Origin of the sequence: Erwinia aphidicola (assembly GCF_024169515.1) — a bacterium.
Classification (GTDB): Bacteria; Pseudomonadota; Gammaproteobacteria; order Enterobacterales; family Enterobacteriaceae; genus Erwinia; species Erwinia aphidicola.
Map to the genome: position 1 here is coordinate 2860439 of NZ_JAMKCQ010000001.1, position 19194 is coordinate 2879632.

A 19194-nucleotide genomic window follows, 5' to 3' on the forward strand; every position below is an offset into this window, starting at 1 on the left:
AAGAGGCAGTGTCAATAAACTGTCAGGGATTTATGAAGAAACGGTCAAGGCGAAAAAATGCAGACAAAGCGGATCCTGATTATTGAAGACGACGCCGATGCGGCGGACGTGCTCGATGCCTATTTAAAACGTGAAGGCTATGAGGTAAAGATTGCGGATGACGGCCTTGCCGGGCTGGCAGCCGCCCAGGTGTGGAAGCCGGATCTGATTCTGCTGGATGTGATGCTTCCCGCCATGAAGGGAACGGAGGTGCTGGTCGCCCTGCGCCGGGAAAGTACCGTTCCGGTTATCATGGTCACGGCAATGGGGGACATGCCCGATAAAATCGGTGCGCTACGTTTCGGTGCCGATGATTATATTGTTAAACCTTATAATCCTGCCGAAGTTGTGGCACGGGTGCAGGCGGTGATGCGCCGCATGTCGTCAGCTGAAAAATCCGCTCCGGTCCTCCGGTGGCAGGAGCTTGAAGTGAATGCTGAGGCCCTCACTGCTGGTGTCAGGACCCCCGCTGGCGGGCTTGCCTGGCTCGAACTGACGCCGACGGAGTTTTCCGTGCTCACCACGCTGATGCGCACGCCGACCCGCCCGTTTTCCCGTCAGCACCTGCTGGAAAGTTGCCTGCCGGAAAGCGAGGCGCTTGAGCGCGTGGTGGACACGCATATCTATAACTTACGTAAAAAGCTCGAAGCGGCGGGTATTGTTAACGTACTGGTTAATGTGCGCGGCGTCGGTTACCGGTTCAGACAGCCATGAATTCAAAACACTATCCGTCACTTTGGCGCTGGATTTGTATCCGTATACTGGCGCTGGCCATTGGCAGCGTTATCGTTATTGCGGTTTGTATGTGGCTGCGTTTTGCCATTGAAAACCTCTGGGTGCTACACCATATGTCTCCTGCGCTCAGGGCCGAATTTTACGTGCTGCGTGATAATCCGGAACTTAATCTGGCGCGCTTTCATCAGATTGTTGATGCAGGCTGGGGAGCGCGCTACTCCGATCCGTCGATCGCCAGCGCTGACTGGATTATGGTCGGCATCCTGGTGGTGGTGGTCATTCCTTTTATTGTCTTTTTCGGCTTAAAAGCGGCACGCCCGCTCTCCTCGCAGTTCAGCGAACTGGCACAGGTGGCGAAGGCCGTGGCTAGGGGGGATTTCAGCACGCGTGCCAGAGCCGTTAAGTATGCCCCGTCTGAACTGGTTCAGTTTACGGATGACTTTAATGCCATGATGCTGCAGCTGTCGCGCTATGAGCGGGAACTGCGGGCGTCACACGTGGCCATGGCACATGAATTACGGTCACCTCTGACCGCGGCGGTGGGAAGGCTGCAGGGCATGCTGGACGAGGTGTTTCAGCCCGAGCCGCGACAGCTGCAAATGGTCATGAAACAGCTGTTGCACTTAAACCGGTTGATAGATGAGCTTCACCTGCTTTCACTGGCGGATGCCGGGCAGCTTAATCTTGATAAAACTCCGGTCGATCTGACCGAACTGTTGCGTGAGCGTGCAGCCTGGCTCACCCCTCAGACGACCCCGATCGGATTTGATATCCGCCTTGGGCAGTCGAGTGTCTGCAGCTACACCGGCGATCCCTTCCGTCTTGGACAGGTGTTCACCATCCTGATGGAAAATGCCTTGCGCTATGCCGCAGAAGGCCAGCGCCTGGAGATTAATCTGGTTAAGAGACACGAGGGTTACGACGTCATCTTTGAAGATTTTGGCCCAGGTGTGGACAGCGAATTTTTACCGCTGATGTTTGAACGCTTTACCCGGGAAGAGGCCTCGCGCGCGCGCCATTCCGGCGGCAGTGGTTTAGGGCTGTCTATTGCCCGCGCGGTGTGCGAAGCGCACGGCGGAAGCATCAGGGCGGAACAGAAAGCGCAGGGAGGGCTGATTATCACCCTCAGCCTTACCTGAACGGCCGGTAATGAAAAAAGTGCTTATCTTGACGGTCTCTTGATGGTTTATTGCCGGAATCTGGACAGTGATTGTATTGAATAGCGATATCTCAATTCAGGATAACTGTCATGGCTGTTACCTTCACCGACTTCGCGCGCCACGGCGTTCGTCATTTACACGCAGCAGGCCGGCTACTCCCGTTGATCCCCGCCGTCTGTGTGCTTGTTATGGTCATTGTGCTGACAGGGTGTGGTGAGAAAGACCCTAAGGAAGCCCCGGTCATCAGGCCGGTGCGCACGATCTCTGCACCGTTTCCTGCTGCCGCTGGCTCGCGGATCCAGACCGGAGAGATCCGTGCCCATGAGGAGGTCGCGCTCGGGTTCCGGCTGGATGGACGTATTCTGACGCGCCAGGCTGAGGTAGGGGACCGGGTGAGCGCCGGGCAGGTCCTGGCCACGCAGGAAAGCGTGACCAGCCATAATCAGCTCAGCAGCGCGCAGGCTGACCTGGAGAGCGCCCGCGCGGCAGAGCAGGTTGCCGCTCTCAACCTCAGGCGGATGCAGCAGCTGATGCCCTCCGGGGCTATTGCCCGCGCGCAGCTGGACAGCGCCAGGGCGGACTGGCAGAGCGCACGAGCGAAGCGACAGAGCAGCGACGATGCGCTGAAAAATGCGCAGGAAAACCTCTCCTGGTCAAAACTCACGGCCCCGGCTGACGGAGTGATCACTCAAGTCAGCGCGTCGGCAGGGCAGGTAGTCAGTGCGGGACAGAGCGTCTTCACCCTGGCCAGCGGCAGCGGGCGCGATGCGGTATTTGATGTGGCGGACCCCCAGTCTGTTGCTCAACACGCTGACGGGCCGTTTAGCGTCTCGTTACTATCAGCCCCTTCCACGATGGCTGTGGGGCATTTCCGCGACGTCAGCCCGCAGGCCGACCCGCAAACCCGCACCTGGCGCGTGCGCATCACGCTGGATAACCCGCCTGCGGCTATGGCTCTCGGTGCCACGGTTCAGCTGGCACTCAACGCCTCAGGCCCGCGCATGACGGCCCTGCCAGCCTCTGCGCTGACCCGTGTCGGCGAACAGCCGGCCATTTTTGTCGTTGACGAAAAGACGCAGTCGCTGCACTTACGGCCGGTTGTCCTGGGGCGCTACAGTACCTCCGAAATATTTATCTGCGACGGTATACGTCCTGGCGAAAAGGTGGTCGTGGCGGGGGTCAGTAAACTGCGGGAAGGTGAAAAAGTGCAGCCCGGGGAGGAGAGCGAATGAAACCGTCATCCGCTGCCGGGGCGTTCAACCTTTCCGCCTGGGCGCTGAACCATCAGTCGCTGGTCACCTTTTTTATGCTGCTGTTAATGGCGGCGGGGATCGTCAGCTATCAGCAACTCCCCCGTAATGAAGACCCGGCGTTTACCATAAAAACGGCCGTGGTATCGGCAGGCTGGCCGGGTGCCAGCATGACGGATACGGCTAATCTGGTCACCGATGCGCTGGAGAAAAAACTGCAGGAAACGCCCTGTCTCGACTACGTGCAGAGCGAAACCCATGCCGGAAAATCGGTGATTTTTGTCAATCTTCGCGATGACACGCCGCCCTCAAAAGTGGCGGGCATATGGTATCAGGTGCGTAAAAAGATGCAGGATATCGCGCCATCGCTGCCTGCCGGTGTGCAGGGCCCGTCCGTCAACGACGAGTTTGATGACACCTTCGGCACCCTTTATGGCTTTACGGCAGAGGGTTTCACGGCGCGTGAGCTTCGTGACAGGGTTGATGATATCAGCCGCAGCCTGATGTCGCTGCCGGACATGGGCAAAATCAGCCTGCTGGGCGTGCAGGAGGAGAATATTGTGCTCGCCTTTTCACCGGCCCAGCTGGCCGGAATGGGGCTGGATTTACAGCAAATAACCGATGCGCTCAAGGCGCAGAACGCGGTGGAGCCTTCAGGGATCCTGCGCAGTGACCGTGAGAACATTGCGCTGCGCGTTAGCGGGGCACTGACCTCTGAGCAAAGTCTACGCGCCGTGACGCTCCACGTTGCCTCGCGCTACATCCCCCTGACGGATATTGCGACCATCAGCCGTGAGGATGCAGAGCCCCCGTCACCCGCGTTTCGGGTCAACGGCCAGCCCGCCATCGGTCTTGCCATCTCCATGGCCGCCACGGGCAACATGCTCACTTTCGGCCACGCGCTGAAAGCGCGGATGGCGGTGATTAGTGCCCATCTTCCGCACGGCATTGAAATGGTCAGGGTGGCGGACCAGTCTGCCGTGGTGGCGCAGGCCGTGAGCGGATTTATCCGGGTACTGATTGAGGCCGTGGTGATTGTTCTGGCGGTCTCCTTCGTCTCGCTGGGGACCCGTGCCGGGCTGGTGGTGGCCGCGGCTATTCCCATCGTGCTGGCAATGACCTTTACCGGCATGATGCTTGCCGGCATCGGGTTACAGCGTATCTCGCTGGGCGCATTAATCATCGCGCTGGGGCTGCTGGTAGACGATGCGATGATAACCGTTGAAGCGATGGTGTCGCGTATCGAGGCCGGTGATACCAAATGGCGCGCCGCGACTTACGCCTTCGAGACCACCGCCTTCCCGATGCTGACCGGCACCCTGGTGATGATAGCGGGCTTTATTCCGGTGGGATTTGCCGCCTCAAGCGCCGGAGAGTACTGCTATTCGCTGTTCGCCGTGGTGCTGATCGCGCTGCTCTGTTCATGGGTAGTGGCGATTCTTTTTTCACCGCTGGTCGGAACCTGGCTGTTACCCGAGAAGCTTGCCTCACACGCTGAGCAGCAGGGAAGGCTGATGCGCGTCTATCAGCGCCTGCTCAATCTGGTTCTTCAGAGACGGGCTGCCACCCTTTGCCTTGCCTGCCTGTTATTAGCGTTAGCCTCTTATGCCACCACGCTGATGCAGGGCGAGTTTTTCCCCGCCTCCGATCGCCCGGAACTGCTGGTCAGCCTGACGCTTCCCGGCAACGCTTCCCAGCGCGACACGGGGCGGCAGGCCGGGCGTCTGGAGCAGGCCCTGCAAGGCAATCCGAACATCGACCATTTTTCCACCTACGTGGGGTCAGGAGCCGTGCGGTTTTATCTGCCGATGGACGTATTACTGGATGATGAGAACACGGCGCAGCTGGTGGTGGTCGCCAGGGGCCTGAAGGAGAGGGATAAACTGCGCGCGCAGCTGCAAACTATTTTAGCCCGGGATTTCAGTGATATCACTACGCGCGTCTCACCGCTTGAGCTGGGCCCGCCGGTAGGCTGGCCAATAAAATATCGCGTCAGCGGGCCGAACTACCGCAAAGTCAGGCAGATTGCGCAGCATCTTGCCAGCGTGCTCGGCAACAGTCCGGCAACCCGGGAGGTTAACCTGACCGCCGGTGAACCTGAAAGAGCGATCGCTTTGCAGGTCAATCAGACCGCCGCACGTGCGGCGGGCGTCTCTTCCGAAAGTCTGGCAACCTTACTCAACACGGTCTGGTCTGGCAGCGTGGTGACCACCGTCAGGGATAAAAACCGGCTGATTGATGTGGTGCTGCGCGCTAACCAGCGTGAGAGTCAGGACTTAACCACGCTGTCCGGGCTGACGATCGCGACAGCAGAAGGCAAAAAAATCCCCTTAAGCCAGGTGGCGACGCCCGCCTGGGGAGTGGATGACCCGGTTATCTGGCGCCGACAACGGCTGCCGTTTATCACCGTGCAGACCGATCTGGCCGCAGGTTTACGGGCTGAGGCCGTTTCACAGCGGCTTGCTCCCTTAATTGCCCGTATCCGAACCACCTTACCGGCGGAGTATGCGATAGAGGAGGGGGGCGAGGTGGCAGAGTCGGACAAAGGCAACAGTTCGGTATTTGCCGTGCTGCCGGTTACCCTTATTATTATGCTTATCCTGCTGATGGTGCAGCTGCAGCGATTCTCGCGCATGCTTATCGCCCTGTTTATGGCGCCGTTTGGCCTTATTGGCATTGTGCTGGCGATGTTGCCGACGGGGACGCCGATGGGGTTTGTTGCCTTGCTCGGTATCATCGCCTTAGCCGGCATGATTATCCGCAACGCGGTGATCCTGATCGCGGAAGTGGACAGCAACGTCAGGCAGGGGCTTGAGTGCGATGAGGCGATCGAAGCTGCGGCAAAACACCGGGCCCGGCCTATCTTGCTCACGGCCTGCGCTGCCATACTGGGAATGATCCCGATTGCTGAGCAGGTCTTCTGGGGGCCCATGGCCTACGCGATTATCGGCGGACTTCTCGTGGCCACCTTCGTCACGCTTACGGTATTACCTGCCGCACTGAGTCTTGTTATGCAGTTCGAGCAGAGGCGTGATGGCGGCAAAATAGGCCGGTGAGCGGGGTCAGAGAGGGGGCATTTTGGCTTTGGCTTCAGATGTTGGAAGGAGCGATATGCCGCCAGGACCGACCGCGCGTGAAACCTTTTACTGGGGAGCAGTAATAGCCTATAGGACGTGACTGCAGCAGGCAGGGTTAGGGTTGTGCTGATTCTTGTGGGATGCTTTGAGCGATGAGGGGAAGTTTTGCATAAATTAGTTTTCTGAATAGCCACACTTAGCTTTCATTCAAGTCAGGCTGAAAAAGTGAGCCATAAATGCAGGCAGGAATGATTTCTGGAACCGTGATTGAAAACTGGACGCACCAAAAAAGCGTAGATGTTGAGTGATAAAGAAGAAAATGCAACATGTTCGGAATGCTACTGCTCTAAATAGTCCCGGACTTAATACCCTGTGTAGACAGAGTTAAACCTGCCTGATTGCACCACAGTAATGTAAGGATTATTGCAAAAAATGCCCGATACGCGGACGGGGCCCTCTTCGCAGGAAATATCTGACGCGAAGAGGGGGCTGAGTTAGCAGATCCCGTTCTGGAAAAGATCCCACCGGTTACCGTATAGATCCTCAAACACCACGACGGTTCCGTACTCTTCCTCACGGGGTTCTTCACAGAAATGCACGCCCTTCTCCTTCATGGACGTATAATCGCGCCAGAAGTCGTCAGTCTGCAGGAACAGGAAAACGCGGCCTCCGGCCTGATCGCCAATGAATCCGGTCTGCCGATCACTAGAAGCCCGGGCAAGCAGCAGATTGCAGTCGCTGCCGGGCGAGGGGGTAACGACAACCCAGCGCTTGCCGGGCTGAGGCGTATCTTCCACAAGGGTAAATCCGAGTTTATCAGTGTAATAACTGATGGCTCTGTCATAATCATCCACTACCACCGCCACGTAACCAAGACATCTTTTTTGTGTACGCATCGCTTTCTCCTTGTTAAGCCAAACTATGGTATATAGCAAAAATGTTGATTATTATACAAAAAAATCGTTAAGCTAATTGATATATAGTCAAGTGTTATATTTTGATGTGTGTCACAGTATTAAGCTGAAAAAACTTATCGCCTGTAAAGGTTATTAATTGAGTCAGGATTCCGCATAAAACTCTACCGATCGAAAATGTACCAGAACAGAAAATTAGCACCCTAATGGCGATATGCCACAATAAGACATTTAAGCAAGATTAACCTCATAAAAACAGAAGGGTTGTTCTAAAAATAGAACACTGGTAATTATCACTAAAAAATGAAATGCAGGCCTAACTTCAATAAAGTGAAAATAAATTTTTTTAATAAGAAAACACACTATAAACAATAGGTTGTTATTATGTTATTAAGAAAAATTAACATATAATATAATTTGAAGAATAGATTGCGTTGCTCTAAATTGAGTGGAGGTTGTATAAGTAAGCTAGGTTCACGAAAAACAAGCATAGTCTTTCTTAGCATTTGTATTCCATGTCACACCATATACTGCTGGGCATCAAAAGGTAGCCAACACTCGTGCTTGATAATAGTGTAATTCCTATTCTTTAAGGATGGTTTATGCGAGAAATATTACGGTCATGTCCTGCAATTTCAGGTGGTCTTTCGCTGATAGGTATCGCATCAGGGATTGACCCTAATCCTTTCCCTTTTAGCGATGACGTTCTGGATCTAAGCACTACTCTTCCGCTTCTGAGGCCTTGCTGCAGTTCTTTTTTTAATGCTCCCCGGGTTTGTATAAAAAGCGTTTTATAAATCGTTTCGTGTGACACATGCATTTCCTGATTATCTGGATAACAGCGTTTTAACCAACCGGCGATTTGTTCCGGCGACCAGTCCTGATGCATCTTCTCTGCAATGATTTTACACAATGTGGGGCTTTCAATTAGCTTGCAAGGTTTTGGTCTCAGAGCATGTTCCCATGCAGCCGTATCCGCCTTTGCTGCACGGTATTGTTTTGCACCTCCGTGCCTCTTGATCTCGCGGCTAATCTTTGAGGGGGCTCTTGATAATTTGTCAGCGATGTTCCTGATGCTCCGTTTTGCTACCAGCCCTCTGGATATCTCCTCTCTTTCATCAAGCGAAAGCGCTAACCGGTGCCGCTTTCGGACAGGGGACGGTATCCACCAGTCTGATGGATAGTGGGCATGATCGAAGAATGGTATCTGTCAAACATTCTGGCGATATCATGCAGGGAATTCCCTTGGTTATATGTGTCCCAGATAATCGCTTTCTGTTCTGGCGTGTAGTAAATGCGCGTTCTTCGTTTCATGGCAACGTCCCCCCTCGTTTTAGGATAGCGTTGCTTCGACCCATTGAACTCACAGCGATAAGCGGACTTTGCGATGCTGTCTAAGATTAGATTAAAATTTTGTTAAAGTTTTAGTTAAAACTGCCGAAAATCCACTGAGATAAATTTTTTTGATTTACAGGGACGTAATGGTGTCTGTGGAAAACCATAGGCATGATAATTTATAAGACCTCCCGCAAATACTCAAGATACTGGATAATCTATGAAGAAGGACGAAAAACCAGCATATATAGGCCATCCTAATCGGTTTCACACTTTGATTATATTAATTAAGAATCAACTTGGCGTTGATGTTTCACCAATTCAATATGGAGAACTGAAAAAATGAAGTATTTTTCTACTGGTTTTTACTTGAAGTCAGGAACTAAATCACAGGATGTTATCAATGAATGTATGACATGGATAGCTGGTTCTCCTTACACCACCTTTTCCCCTGCCGTTCTAGATATGCAAAGAGGACTTGAAGCATTTGAAATTGAGACAGAAAAGGAGAAGATAGAACTAGTTAACTCGTCAGAAAATGACGTTAATATGTCATGTTTTAGATACTCAAAAATAGATGGGCCACATAAGTGGGTTACAGATATATCAGCTAATGAGTATGATAAAGATGGAAGCGTATGGATTCATGTAGAGTCAAACGTTTATGCGCAACAGGCCGCTTACAAAACCCCTGAAACAAAAAGACCATTAATTGTTATGAAGCTCCTTGATAAGTTTTCAGGAGGTAAAGATGACTGTTTTACTATAGGAATTGAGCCCTTTACACTTGACAATAACGAAGAGTGTTTATCTCATGTTTCTTCGGTTATTAATGCAGAGACTAAGAATAGACTCCCAGTTGTTTATGTAAGTGCAAAATATTTTTTTAAAGAACACCCTCACATAATTATCCCCTCAAGATTGGCTAGAAAATTAGCCGGCATGGCACATGTGATGATTGAACCAGAATCTACAACATTTTCACATAAACTCAAGCACCTTGTTTCTTCGAAAAATGCCTATGGAGGTGCTATAGGTATTTATTGGCCAAACGGGCAAGGGATAAATATTTATAAACGAGGTGAAATGTCAGCAGTTGAATTAGAGAATTTGATTTCCGATGAAATAATAAAAGCAATTACCTCCCTAACACCAATGCAACGTAACGGATGGGTCGAAATACATAATGCAAAAACCAGGAAAGCAATACAAAATTTTAAAGAGGAGGGGAAAACCTCTGTAGAGCTTATCTCTTTATACGAAGATGAGAATACTTCCTTACAAGAGGAAGTGAAGGAATTAGGTTCCAAAATACAACATCTAGAATCAAGAATAAGATTATTTTCAGAAAAAGCTGCTGTGCAAGGAGACTTGAGGATTAATGTTGGGGTTGAATATGACCTTTTTCCCGACGAAATAATGGAAATTATACTTATGGTACTAAAAAAATCACTTTCAACAATGCATGAAAAAAGTCGCTTCCATGATGTAATATCATCAGTTATCAATGCCAATCAATCTGATGGACTAATTGAATCCCATGATAAAGATTTGAAACAAGCTATGGTGGGTTATCGTTCCATGACACCAAAACTTCAAGGAGCACTTGAAAAAATTGGTTTCTCTATTAATGATGAAGGTAAGCATTTAAAATTAACTTATAAAGATGATCCGCGCTATACTTATGTTCTTCCTAAAACAGGAAGTGATCGTCGTGGTTCGCTAAATGCGTACTCAGACATTGCTAATATTGTATTTAATTAATAATCAGGCAGTCACAGATTAACACTGAGGCTGCTACGTAGCTTTAGCTAGAAATAATAAGAATGTTTTTGCGATTTTAGAATGACTAATAATGAATGGATTCCATCCTACCATTAATTGCAATTGTACAGATGAACTGTATCAGCTGAACAATTTAAGAGGTTTTTAATTTTTGCATCTACTCTTCAACTTCCGCTTGTGGCACGGAGAGGACAGCTAACTTATCTGAATGCAGTGGAGCGACTAGCGGAAGTTCGCTATTGTTCTCTTAACTGAGTAAGGCGCTGCTAGTATTAGGGTGTATTAATGAACAGTGTAGATCAACGATTACTGGTGCTTGACGCTCAGATGAGAACATTCACCGATTCTGCACGAAAAAATTCAGAATGGGGGGATTTGATATCCCCCTGATAGATGCTTTGGTGAATGTTTATAGGTTAATTGAACTCAGAGCATCATTCTTGGCTCGTCAGAGATGGTCAAAAATAGACCCTTTACGTGGAATAAGGATTTTCTCATAAAGCTTTGTTGCATAGTCATCGGTCATCCCTGAAACATAGTCGCAAATGGCTCGCATACCTGCCTTCTCATCTAATCTAATCTGCTGCTCGTAAATTTCCCTCGTTGAGGCAGGTAGAAACCGACACGGATCATTAGCCAGCACACCGAAAAGCTCGACGATCAACTTTTGTCCCTTGAATTCAAGCTGCTGTACATTTTCATGCATAATTACCTTGTTTTTGACCAGTTTGAAAATTTTCAGCCGTAGTGCTTCGACCGCTTCCGGAAGGACCGCATTATATTTGAGCATGCCACATTCGAATGCTGCATTCTTTTTAATAAGCTCAACACTTGTAATCATCAGGTGAACCAGCATCCCGATGCACTCTTTTCTCTTGTAACTTTTACCAAAAAGGCTATCGGCGACAGATTCGCATGTTCCGGTAAATGTTTTTCCGTAGCAGTCAGTAAATAGGGTTTCATGTCCACTAAAATGCTCCATCCACATTGCTCGTGTCACCATTCCGAGAGAAATAGCATCCTCCAAATCGTGCAGAGAATACGAAATTTCATCGGCAAGATCCATGATTGTTGTATCGAGAGCTTTATAAGAAGCTTTTTTATGATCGGATTTTTTTTGACCATCTTCAACGGAAGTAAAAAGCCTCCGATCCTGTTCAGTAAATGGTGAGAGAGCAAATTCTACAATATCGCTTTCTGAATCTAAATAGCATTTTGGAGGTTTAAAATCAGATGACTTAAAGAGCCAGTTCGGCGATCCGATAGTGGCCGGGATACTGTCTTTTTTAACCACTAGATCCGAGTATTTAACCGGATATTTCAGTATGCCTAGCAGAAGTCTGCGGGTAGGATCGAGTCCGTGTTCTAAGGTATACTTATCTAGTTTCGAGAGAATGCGAAGTGTCTGGCCGTTTCCTTCAAAACCACCGTAATCCAGCATACAGTAGTTAAGAGCTACCTCACCGCCGTGACCAAATGGAGGATGTCCAATATCATGTGCGAGACATACTGCCTGCATCAGATCGTTATCTGGTAAAAATTGCTCTTCCTCTTTACCTTTATATTTTATTTTCAGCTTAGCAAGAAGACCTGAACCGATTTGTGCGACTTCCATAGAATGAGTCAGCCGTGTGCGGTAGAAATCACTTTCACCCAGACCAAGAACCTGTGTTTTGGATTGCAATCGTCTGAAAGGAGACGAGTGAATCAATCGAGAAAGATCGCGCTGAGCTTCAGATCGAATCTCTTCCACTCGAGGATTATTGGTGCCTCGTCTCACATCCCAGACGTTTATTTCACTCCGAGTCATATAATTCCTCATTTTTTACTTTGTGCAGTGTAGTGTTATAACGTAACTAAATTATCAAAATAACTTATTTATTTCTGGCCTAATCTTCAACAATCAATGATGTGTGAACTTAGTAAGGTCCGCTTCTGGCACAAAGCACACAGCTGATTAAACACCCTCCGATCTCAGCGAAGAGCGGAAGTTTGCCACTGTTCTCAGCGCTGGCGAACACTAGCCCAGCCCATGCGCAACCCCCAGCACGTGGGCTTAACGCCCTCAGGCACCCACGTGCTGCATACCGGGTTTAAGGTTACCCCGTCGGGAGATCCAGCCTGCTGTAGCCCAGCCCGTTAATCTTCCGCACCTTGATCTGCACCGGGATGCGCTCCTTCATCGCCTCAACGTGGCTGATCACCCCGATGGTTTTGCCGCTGGCATTCAGCGCATCGAGCGCGTCCAGCGCGCTGTCGAGGGTTTCGGCGTCGAGCGTGCCGAAGCCTTCATCCAGGAACAGCGATTCGATGCGCGTTTTATGGCTCACCAGATCGGAAAGCGCCAGCGCCAGCGCCAGGCTGACGAGGAAGCTTTCGCCGCCCGACAGCGTGCGCGTATCGCGCCGCGCATCGGCCTGCCAGGTATCGACCACTTCCAGCTCCAGCGCCTCCTGCGATTTACGCTGCAGCAGATAGCGGCCGTGCAGGCGGTTGAGCTGGTTGTTTGCCAGCCATACCAGGTGATCGAGCGTCAGCCCCTGGGCAAAGCGGCGGAATTTATCACCCTCTTTAGAGCCAATCAGCTGGTTGAGGTAGCCCCAGTCTTCCAGCTGCTGCTCTCCGGCGACAATCTGCGCCAGCAGCGTTTGCTGCTGGCTGCGCTGGCGGCTGTCGTGATCTAACTGCTGGCGCAGCTGCCCCTGCTGACTGGCCAGCTCGCGCAGCTGCTGATTAAGCGTGCCGAGCTGGCTCTCCAGCAGCGCCCGTTGCGCGGGCAGGTCGTCATCATGGCCGTATTTGGCTAAGGCTTCATCTAAACGCGACTGCAGATTAATCAACTGCTCACTTAGTGATTTATGCTGTCCGGTCAGAGTATTTATCCGGTCCTGCTGCTGTTGCCACTTTTGTTGAACTTCACGTACCGCCTGCAGATGCTGTTCTGCCTCTGCGCGTAACTGCTGCTGGACGGCGGCAACCTGGCGATCGCCGAACAGCGCCTGGCGCAGCTGCTGCTGTTCGCTTAGCGTGGCCTGCTGCTGTTGAACCCGCCGATCGAGCGCGTTCAGGCGCTCCTGCTGCTGCTGTAGCTCTTCGTCCAGCGCCTGCAGGCGGCTGCTGAGCGTCGCCAGCTCCGGCACCAGCGCGGCCAGCGCGTCACTGTTGCTACGCCACTGCTGCCACTGCTGTTCGCGCAGCGTTAGCCAGCCCTGCCAGTCGCCATCCTGCGGCAGCGTCAGCCCCAGCGGCGCCAGTGCGTCGGCCAGTTCCCCGCGCAGCTGCCGGGCGCGCTGCCGATCCTGCTCCAGCTGCTGCTGCTGTTCTTGCAGGGTTTGCGCTGCCTGAGCCATTTGCTGCTGCTGCAGCTGGCTCTTCTGCTGCAAATCCTGCGCTGCCTGCTGCTGCAGCTGTAAGGCCTCTTTCTGCTGCTGGCAGTGGCGCAGCGCCTGCTCCAGCTGCTGCCACTGCTGCTGCAGGGTGACTTCTTCCTGCTCCTGCTGTGCCAGCCAGTCGCTGGCCTCCGGGTGCTGCTGCGGGCTGAAGTGAAGCGCCAGCGGCTGCGCGGCGCTTTGCCACTGCTGCTCCAGCTCTGCGGCCTGGCGCTGCAGCTCGTCGGCTTCCTGCTGCTGGCGCTCCTGCAGCAGCTGTTGCTGCTTCAGCTGCGCGGCGAGGGCGCTGCCCTTATCTTTCAGCTCGTCAACTTCGCGCTTTAACGCCTCCAGCCGCTGCTGGTTTTCGGACAGCACCAGCGCCTGATACTGCTCCACCGCCGGATGCGCAGTGGATCCGCACAGCGGGCAGGGCTGCCCCTGTTCCAGCCGCGCGCGATGCTGCTCGAGATCGGCAATCTGCTGCTCCAGCTTGCAGCGCTGATCTAAATCCTTTTGATGCTGATGCTTCTCTGCCCACTGGGTGCGCAGGGTGTGTAACTGCTCACTGCTTTGCTGGATCTGCTGCGCCAGCTGCTCTCTCTCCTGCTGCAGGCGCGTGCTGCGCGCCTGCATCTGCTGCCACAGCGGGATCAGCGTCGCCAGCCGCAGCCGCTGTGGCCGCTGCCGGGCAAACTGCGCCAGCGCGCTGCGCAGCGCGGCTTCCGGGTGCTGCTGCTGTAACGGGGCCAGCTGCTGCTCGGCCTGCGTCAGGTTGTGCTGCGCCGTGGCCAGGTTTTGCTGCTGTGGCGCCTGCTGCTGCTGCAGCTGCAAACCGGCCTGTTCCAGCTGCTGCACCTGCTGCTGCTGGGCCTGCACGCGCTGGTGTAGCGAGGTCAGTGACTGCTCACTTTCCTGCTGCTGGCGGAAGCGTTCGCGCCACAGCGGCAGATGCTCGCCGTAGTGCTCAAGCTGGGGATGCGCGCTGCGCCAGGCGTCGAGCTGCTGCTGCTGCGCCTGCTTATCCTGCTGAAGCTGCTGGTTTTTGACGCTTTCCTGCTGGCGAAGCTTAAGCGCTTGTTGGTACTCACTTCGCTCTTGCGTCAGCTGTTGCAGCTGCTGTTGCAGGCTGGCGAGCTGTAAATCGAGCGGCAATACCTGTTCGGCGATCAGCGTTTCCTGCTGCTGGCGCTGCGCCTGGTGCTGCTCCTGCGCCGCCACCGCCTGCTGCTGTTGCTGAGCGGCGGCGCTCAGGGACTGCTGCGCCTGTGCCAGCTGCTCGTCAAGCTGGCGGATGTTGCCCGTCAGCTGCTGTTTCTCCTGCTGTAATCGCTCCAGCTGCTGCAGTTCCTGCACCTTTTGCTGCTGTTGTTGCTGCCTGGAAGTGAGTACCTGCTCATCGGCAAGCAGCTGTTCCAGCTGGGCGTTGAGCGCCTGCTGCTGTTCTTCATTCAGCAGTGACATGCCGCCCGCCTGAGCGCGCAGCGTCTCCACGGCCACCCTGGCCTCTTTGTGGCGCTCAAACACCGCCGCAGAAAGCCGACCGTAGATCTCGGTGCCGGTCAGCTCTTCCAGCAGCTCGGCGCGCTTGTTGGCATCGGCGTTGAGGAAAGCGGCGAACTGCCCCTGTGACAGCATCATCGATTTGGTGAAGCGCTCGAAGTCCAGCCCGGTCAGGCTGGCGATCATCTCCAGCTTGTCCTTCACCTTGTCGGCGACAATCTGATTGTCATCACAGCGCGCCAGCTCGACGCGCGGGGCCTGCAGGTTGCCGTCGGCGGCGCCGCGCGCGCGGTTCTGGCTCCAGAAAGCGCGCCACGCCACGCCTTTGACCTCGAACTCCACTTCTGCCAGGCACTCGGCGGTATCGCGCGTCATCAGTTCATTCTGCGACTGGGTGATGCCCTTCAGGCGCGGGGTTTCGTGATACAGCGCGAGGCAGATGGCGTCGAGCAGGGTGGTTTTACCGGCGCCGGTCGGGCCGGTGATCGCGAACAGTCCGTTGCTGGCAAAGGGTTCCGCGCTGAAGTCGATTTTCCACTCGCCCTTCAGCGAGTTGAGATTTTTAAAGCGCAGGGTCAGGATTTTCACTGTGGCTGCTCCTCATGGCGCACCGCTTCCAGCGTCTGCGCAAACAGCAGGCTGGCGCGCTGCAGTTTCTCCGGCTGCTCGCTTTCCAGCGCCAGGCGGCGGCTGAACACCTCCTCCACGCTCAGCTCGCTCAGGGTTTCGTTATTCTGTCGGGCGAGGGTCTGTTCGCGCTGCTCGCGGCTGCGGCGCAGCAGCACCACGTCTACCGGCAGCGCGGCGGTCAGCTCCTGAATGCGGCGCTGCAGCTCGCTGAGCCAGGAGTCGGTGACGATCTCAATATCCAGCCAGATGATTTTGCCGTCGCCAGCCTCAGGCAGCGCCGCCAGCTGCTGCTCAATCTGCTCCAGCGAGCCTTTAATCATCTGCATCGGCTGGAACAGCGGGATCGGCAGCGCTTCGGCTGAGGCGAATTTGCCGTCGATAAAGTCGACCATAAACACGCTTTTCGCCTTGCCCAGCTCGTCAAAGCTGAGCGGGATCGGCGAGCCGCTGTAGCGAATATGGTCGCTGTCGGCAATGCGCTGGGCGCGGTGAATATGGCCAAGGGCGATATAGTCGGCGGGCGGGAAGCAGTCGGCCGGAAACGCATCCAGCGTGCCGATATAGATATCGCGCACCGCATCGCTTTTGGTTACGCCCATGGTGGTCAGATGGCCGGTGGCAATAATCGGCAGCGGCAGGTCCAGCGCCTGGCGCTGGCTTAACGCTTCCTGCCAGCAGCGCTGGTAGTGTTCGGTAATCGCTTCCAGCAGGCTTTGCTGTTTCTCGCGCCCCGACTGGCCGCTCTGGCTGCGCAGGATATCGCGCGGGCGCAAAAACGGGATGGCGCACAGCAGCGCACCCGGCGATCCGTCGCGCTTATTCAGCATCAGCACCTGCTGGCGGATATCGTCGCTGGCGGCGGCGATCACCCGGGTATTCAGGCAGGCCAGCAGCTCGCGCGATTCGTTGAGCGTCGCCACCGAGTCGTGATTACCGCCGAGCACCACCAGCTGGCAGCCGGTCTGCTGCAACTTCACTACAAAGCGGTTATACAGCTCGCGCGCGTAGCTCGGCGGCGAGCCGGTATCGAAAATATCCCCGGCGACAATGATCGCATCGGCCTGCTGCGCCTCCGCCTGCTCCAGCAGCCAGTCGAGAAAAGCCTGGTGCTCGGCCGCCCGGCTTTTGGTGTAGAAAAACTGGCCGAGATGCCAGTCAGCGGTATGGAGGATGCGCATATAACGTCCTGTCAGCAGAAAAACGTGAACCCGATTATAAACAGGCTAAACCGATCGGCCTGTTTTTTTTAAATCGCGCACAATTTCAGGGGGTGCTTTTTTCATAAAAGTGTCATAAAACTGACGCATAATGGCGCCGCATATCCCCGTGAAAGCCGTCAACAGCAGCAGGAGTAATAATGCCTAAGCGCATTCTGGTCGTGGAAGATGAAGCCCCAATCCGTGAGATGTTATGTTTCGTCCTTGAACAAAATGACTACCAGCCGATCGAGGCCGAGGATTATGACAGTGCGGTCAATCTGTTGATCGAACCCTGGCCGGATTTAATTCTGCTGGACTGGATGTTACCCGGCGGTTCCGGCATCCAGTTTATTAAACACCTGAAGCGCGAAGCGATGACCCGCGATATTCCGGTGATGATGCTGACGGCCCGGGGTGAAGAGGAAGATCGCGTGCGCGGCCTGGAAGTGGGCGCTGACGACTATATTACCAAGCCGTTCTCACCGAAAGAGCTGGTGGCACGCATCAAAGCGGTGATGCGCCGCATCTCCCCGATGGCGGTGGAAGAGGTGATTGAGATGCAGGGGCTGAGCCTGGACCCGTCATCGCACCGCGTGATGTCCGATACGCAGCCGCTGGAGATGGGGCCGACCGAATATAAACTGCTGCACTTCTTTATGACGCACCCCGAGCGCGTTTACAGCCGCGAGCAGTTGCTAAACCATGTGTGGGGCACTAACGTATACGTCGAAGATCGTACCGTCGACGTCCACATTCGCCGCCTGCGTAAGGCGCTGGAACTGACCGGGCACGATCGCATGGTGCAGACGGTTCGCGGAACAGGTTATCGTTTCTCTGCACGCTACTGATCGTTCACGCTGGAGTCTGAACCGTGCTGGAACGCCTCTCCTGGAAGAGATTACTGCTGGAACTGCTGCTTGCCGCTCTGCCCGCGCTTATTCTCGGGCTGCTGGTGGGCTGGCTACCCTGGCTGCTGTTAGTCTCAGTGCTCTGCGTGCTGGGTTTTCACTTCAACAATTTATTGCGCCTCTCCCACTGGCTGTGGGTTGACCGCAGCATGACGCCACCCAGCGGGCGCGGCAGCTGGGAGCCGCTGTTCTACGGCCTGTACCAGATGCAGGCGCGTAACCGCCGCCGCCGCCGTGAGCTTGGCCACCTGATCAAACGTTTTCGCAGCGGCGCCGAATCGCTGCCGGATGCGGTGGTGCTGACCACCGAAGAGGGGACGATATTCTGGTGTAATGGCCTGGCTCAGCAGATGCTTGGCCTGCGCTGGCCGGAAGATAACGGTCAGAACATCCTTAACCTGCTGCGCTACCCGGAATTTACCCGCTATCTGCGCCAGCGCGATTTTTCCCGCCCGCTGACGCTGGTGCTTAACAGCCACCGCCACCTCGAATTCCGCGTAATGCCCTACAGCGAAGGGCAGTGGCTGCTGGTGGCGCGCGACGTCACGCAGATGCACCAGCTGGAAGGGGCGCGCCGTAACTTCTTCGCCAACGTCAGCCATGAACTGCGCACCCCGCTGACGGTGCTGCAGGGCTACCTGGAGATGATGAACGACTCGGTGCTGGAGGGTACGCTGCGCGATAAGGCGCTGCACACCATGCAGGAGCAGACCCGGCGTATGGACAGCCTGGTGAAACAGCTGCTGACGCTGTCGCGCATTGAGGCGGCGCCGGCGCTGGATCTGCAGGAAAAAGTCGACGTGCCGATGATGCTGCGCGTGCTGCAGCGCGAGGCGGAAACCCTCAGCAATGGTCGCCATGAGATCCACTTCAATACCGACCCTCAGCTGCGCGTATACGGCAATGACGAGCAGCTGCGCAGCGCCATCTCTAACCTGGTTTACAACGCGGTGAATCACACCCCGAACGGCACGCGCATCGATATCAGCTGGCTGCGCAGCAGCCACGGCGCCGAGTTCAGGGTGAAGGATAACGGGCCGGGAATTGCCGCTGAGCACCTGCCGCGCCTGACCGAACGCTTCTATCGGGTGGATAAAGCCCGCTCAAGGCAGACCGGCGGCAGCGGGCTGGGGCTGGCGATCGTCAAACATGCGCTCAGCCACCATAATGCGCGGCTGGAGATCAGCAGCGTGCCGCATCGTGAGACCTGTTTCAGCTTTCATCTGCCGCCGAGGTTGATTGTCACTGCCGAACTGGCTGAGAATGCCCTGCGATAAGACAACCGGATCTG

At 54.3% G+C, this 19194-nt stretch carries 11 protein-coding genes and 1 pseudogene; 7 read left to right on the forward strand and 5 right to left on the reverse strand.

All coding sequences use genetic code 11. The features are described from left to right. Positions 1-57 precede the first annotated feature (57 nt). The 4 genes from J2Y91_RS13320 to J2Y91_RS13335 all read left to right on the forward strand — a co-directional run bounded on the left by J2Y91_RS13320 (position 58) and on the right by J2Y91_RS13335 (position 6240). Positions 58-753 (forward strand): response regulator, encoded by a 696-nt coding sequence (locus tag J2Y91_RS13320; protein WP_253538548.1) that lies wholly within the window; start codon positions 58-60, stop codon positions 751-753. Further along, positions 750-1913, forward strand: coding sequence for an ATP-binding protein (locus tag J2Y91_RS13325; RefSeq protein ID WP_253538551.1), 1164 nt, complete (start codon positions 750-752; stop codon positions 1911-1913). The genes J2Y91_RS13320 and J2Y91_RS13325 overlap by 4 nt, the downstream gene beginning before the upstream one ends. Positions 1914-2023: 110 nt before the next feature. Further along, a complete protein-coding gene (locus J2Y91_RS13330; RefSeq protein WP_253538555.1) occupies positions 2024-3166 on the forward strand; it encodes an efflux RND transporter periplasmic adaptor subunit in 1143 nt (380 codons plus the stop codon). Further along, positions 3163-6240: an efflux RND transporter permease subunit gene (locus tag J2Y91_RS13335; protein WP_253538558.1), complete on the forward strand. Its 3078-nt coding sequence runs from the start codon at positions 3163-3165 to the stop codon at positions 6238-6240. The genes J2Y91_RS13330 and J2Y91_RS13335 overlap by 4 nt, the downstream gene beginning before the upstream one ends. 515 nt (positions 6241-6755) lie before the next feature. On the opposite strand, the gene J2Y91_RS13340 is transcribed toward J2Y91_RS13335, so the two are convergent. Continuing rightward, the gene (locus J2Y91_RS13340; RefSeq protein WP_133624308.1) at positions 6756-7157 is read right to left on the reverse strand and encodes a VOC family protein; all 402 of its coding nucleotides are present in this window, start codon (positions 7155-7157) and stop codon (positions 6756-6758) included. A gap of 646 nt (positions 7158-7803) precedes the next feature. Continuing rightward, positions 7804-8489, reverse strand: a pseudogene (locus J2Y91_RS13345) (transposase); the annotation flags it as partial. A 363-nt stretch (positions 8490-8852) separates the two neighbouring features. On the opposite strand from J2Y91_RS13345, the gene J2Y91_RS13350 reads away from it, so the two are divergent. After that, positions 8853-10274, forward strand: a complete 1422-nt coding sequence (locus tag J2Y91_RS13350) for a hypothetical protein (RefSeq protein ID WP_253538560.1) — start codon at positions 8853-8855, stop codon at positions 10272-10274. Positions 10275-10743: 469 nt separating this feature from the next. On the opposite strand, the gene J2Y91_RS13355 is transcribed toward J2Y91_RS13350, so the two are convergent. The 3 genes from J2Y91_RS13355 to sbcD all read right to left on the reverse strand — a co-directional run bounded on the left by J2Y91_RS13355 (position 10744) and on the right by sbcD (position 16974). After that, on the reverse strand, positions 10744-12105 hold the full coding sequence (locus J2Y91_RS13355; RefSeq protein ID WP_253538562.1) for an anti-phage deoxyguanosine triphosphatase: 1362 nt from the start codon (positions 12103-12105) through the stop codon (positions 10744-10746). Between the two features lie 289 nt (positions 12106-12394). Next, complete coding sequence (locus J2Y91_RS13360) at positions 12395-15754, reverse strand: AAA family ATPase (RefSeq protein WP_253538564.1); 3360 nt, start codon at positions 15752-15754, stop codon at positions 12395-12397. Next, the gene (sbcD, locus tag J2Y91_RS13365; protein WP_253538566.1) at positions 15751-16974 is read right to left on the reverse strand and encodes an exonuclease subunit SbcD; all 1224 of its coding nucleotides are present in this window, start codon (positions 16972-16974) and stop codon (positions 15751-15753) included. The genes J2Y91_RS13360 and sbcD overlap by 4 nt, the downstream gene beginning before the upstream one ends. Positions 16975-17153: 179 nt before the next feature. On the opposite strand from sbcD, the gene phoB reads away from it, so the two are divergent. Together phoB and phoR are read left to right on the forward strand one after the other, a co-directional pair. Continuing rightward, complete coding sequence (gene phoB, locus J2Y91_RS13370; RefSeq protein ID WP_048916973.1) at positions 17154-17843, forward strand: phosphate response regulator transcription factor PhoB; 690 nt, start codon at positions 17154-17156, stop codon at positions 17841-17843. A gap of 23 nt (positions 17844-17866) precedes the next feature. Beyond that, positions 17867-19180: a phosphate regulon sensor histidine kinase PhoR gene (phoR, locus tag J2Y91_RS13375; RefSeq protein ID WP_253538568.1), complete on the forward strand. Its 1314-nt coding sequence runs from the start codon at positions 17867-17869 to the stop codon at positions 19178-19180. Positions 19181-19194: the final 14 nt, after the last annotated feature.

What these genes read in the sequence shown, in the direction of transcription:
- J2Y91_RS13325 (WP_253538551.1), top strand. Translation starts at nt 750, where the DNA reads ATGAATTCAAAACACTATCCGTCACTTTGGCGCTGGATTTGTATCCGT.
- sbcD (WP_253538566.1), bottom strand. Translation starts at nt 16,974, where the DNA reads ATGCGCATCCTCCATACCGCTGACTGGCATCTCGGCCAGTTTTTCTAC.
- phoB (WP_048916973.1), top strand. Translation starts at nt 17,154, where the DNA reads ATGCCTAAGCGCATTCTGGTCGTGGAAGATGAAGCCCCAATCCGTGAG.
- J2Y91_RS13350 (WP_253538560.1), top strand. Translation starts at nt 8,853, where the DNA reads ATGAAGTATTTTTCTACTGGTTTTTACTTGAAGTCAGGAACTAAATCA.
- J2Y91_RS13330 (WP_253538555.1), top strand. Translation starts at nt 2,024, where the DNA reads ATGGCTGTTACCTTCACCGACTTCGCGCGCCACGGCGTTCGTCATTTA.
- J2Y91_RS13340 (WP_133624308.1), bottom strand. Translation starts at nt 7,157, where the DNA reads ATGCGTACACAAAAAAGATGTCTTGGTTACGTGGCGGTGGTAGTGGAT.
- J2Y91_RS13335 (WP_253538558.1), top strand. Translation starts at nt 3,163, where the DNA reads ATGAAACCGTCATCCGCTGCCGGGGCGTTCAACCTTTCCGCCTGGGCG.
- J2Y91_RS13320 (WP_253538548.1), top strand. Translation starts at nt 58, where the DNA reads ATGCAGACAAAGCGGATCCTGATTATTGAAGACGACGCCGATGCGGCG.
- J2Y91_RS13355 (WP_253538562.1), bottom strand. Translation starts at nt 12,105, where the DNA reads ATGACTCGGAGTGAAATAAACGTCTGGGATGTGAGACGAGGCACCAAT.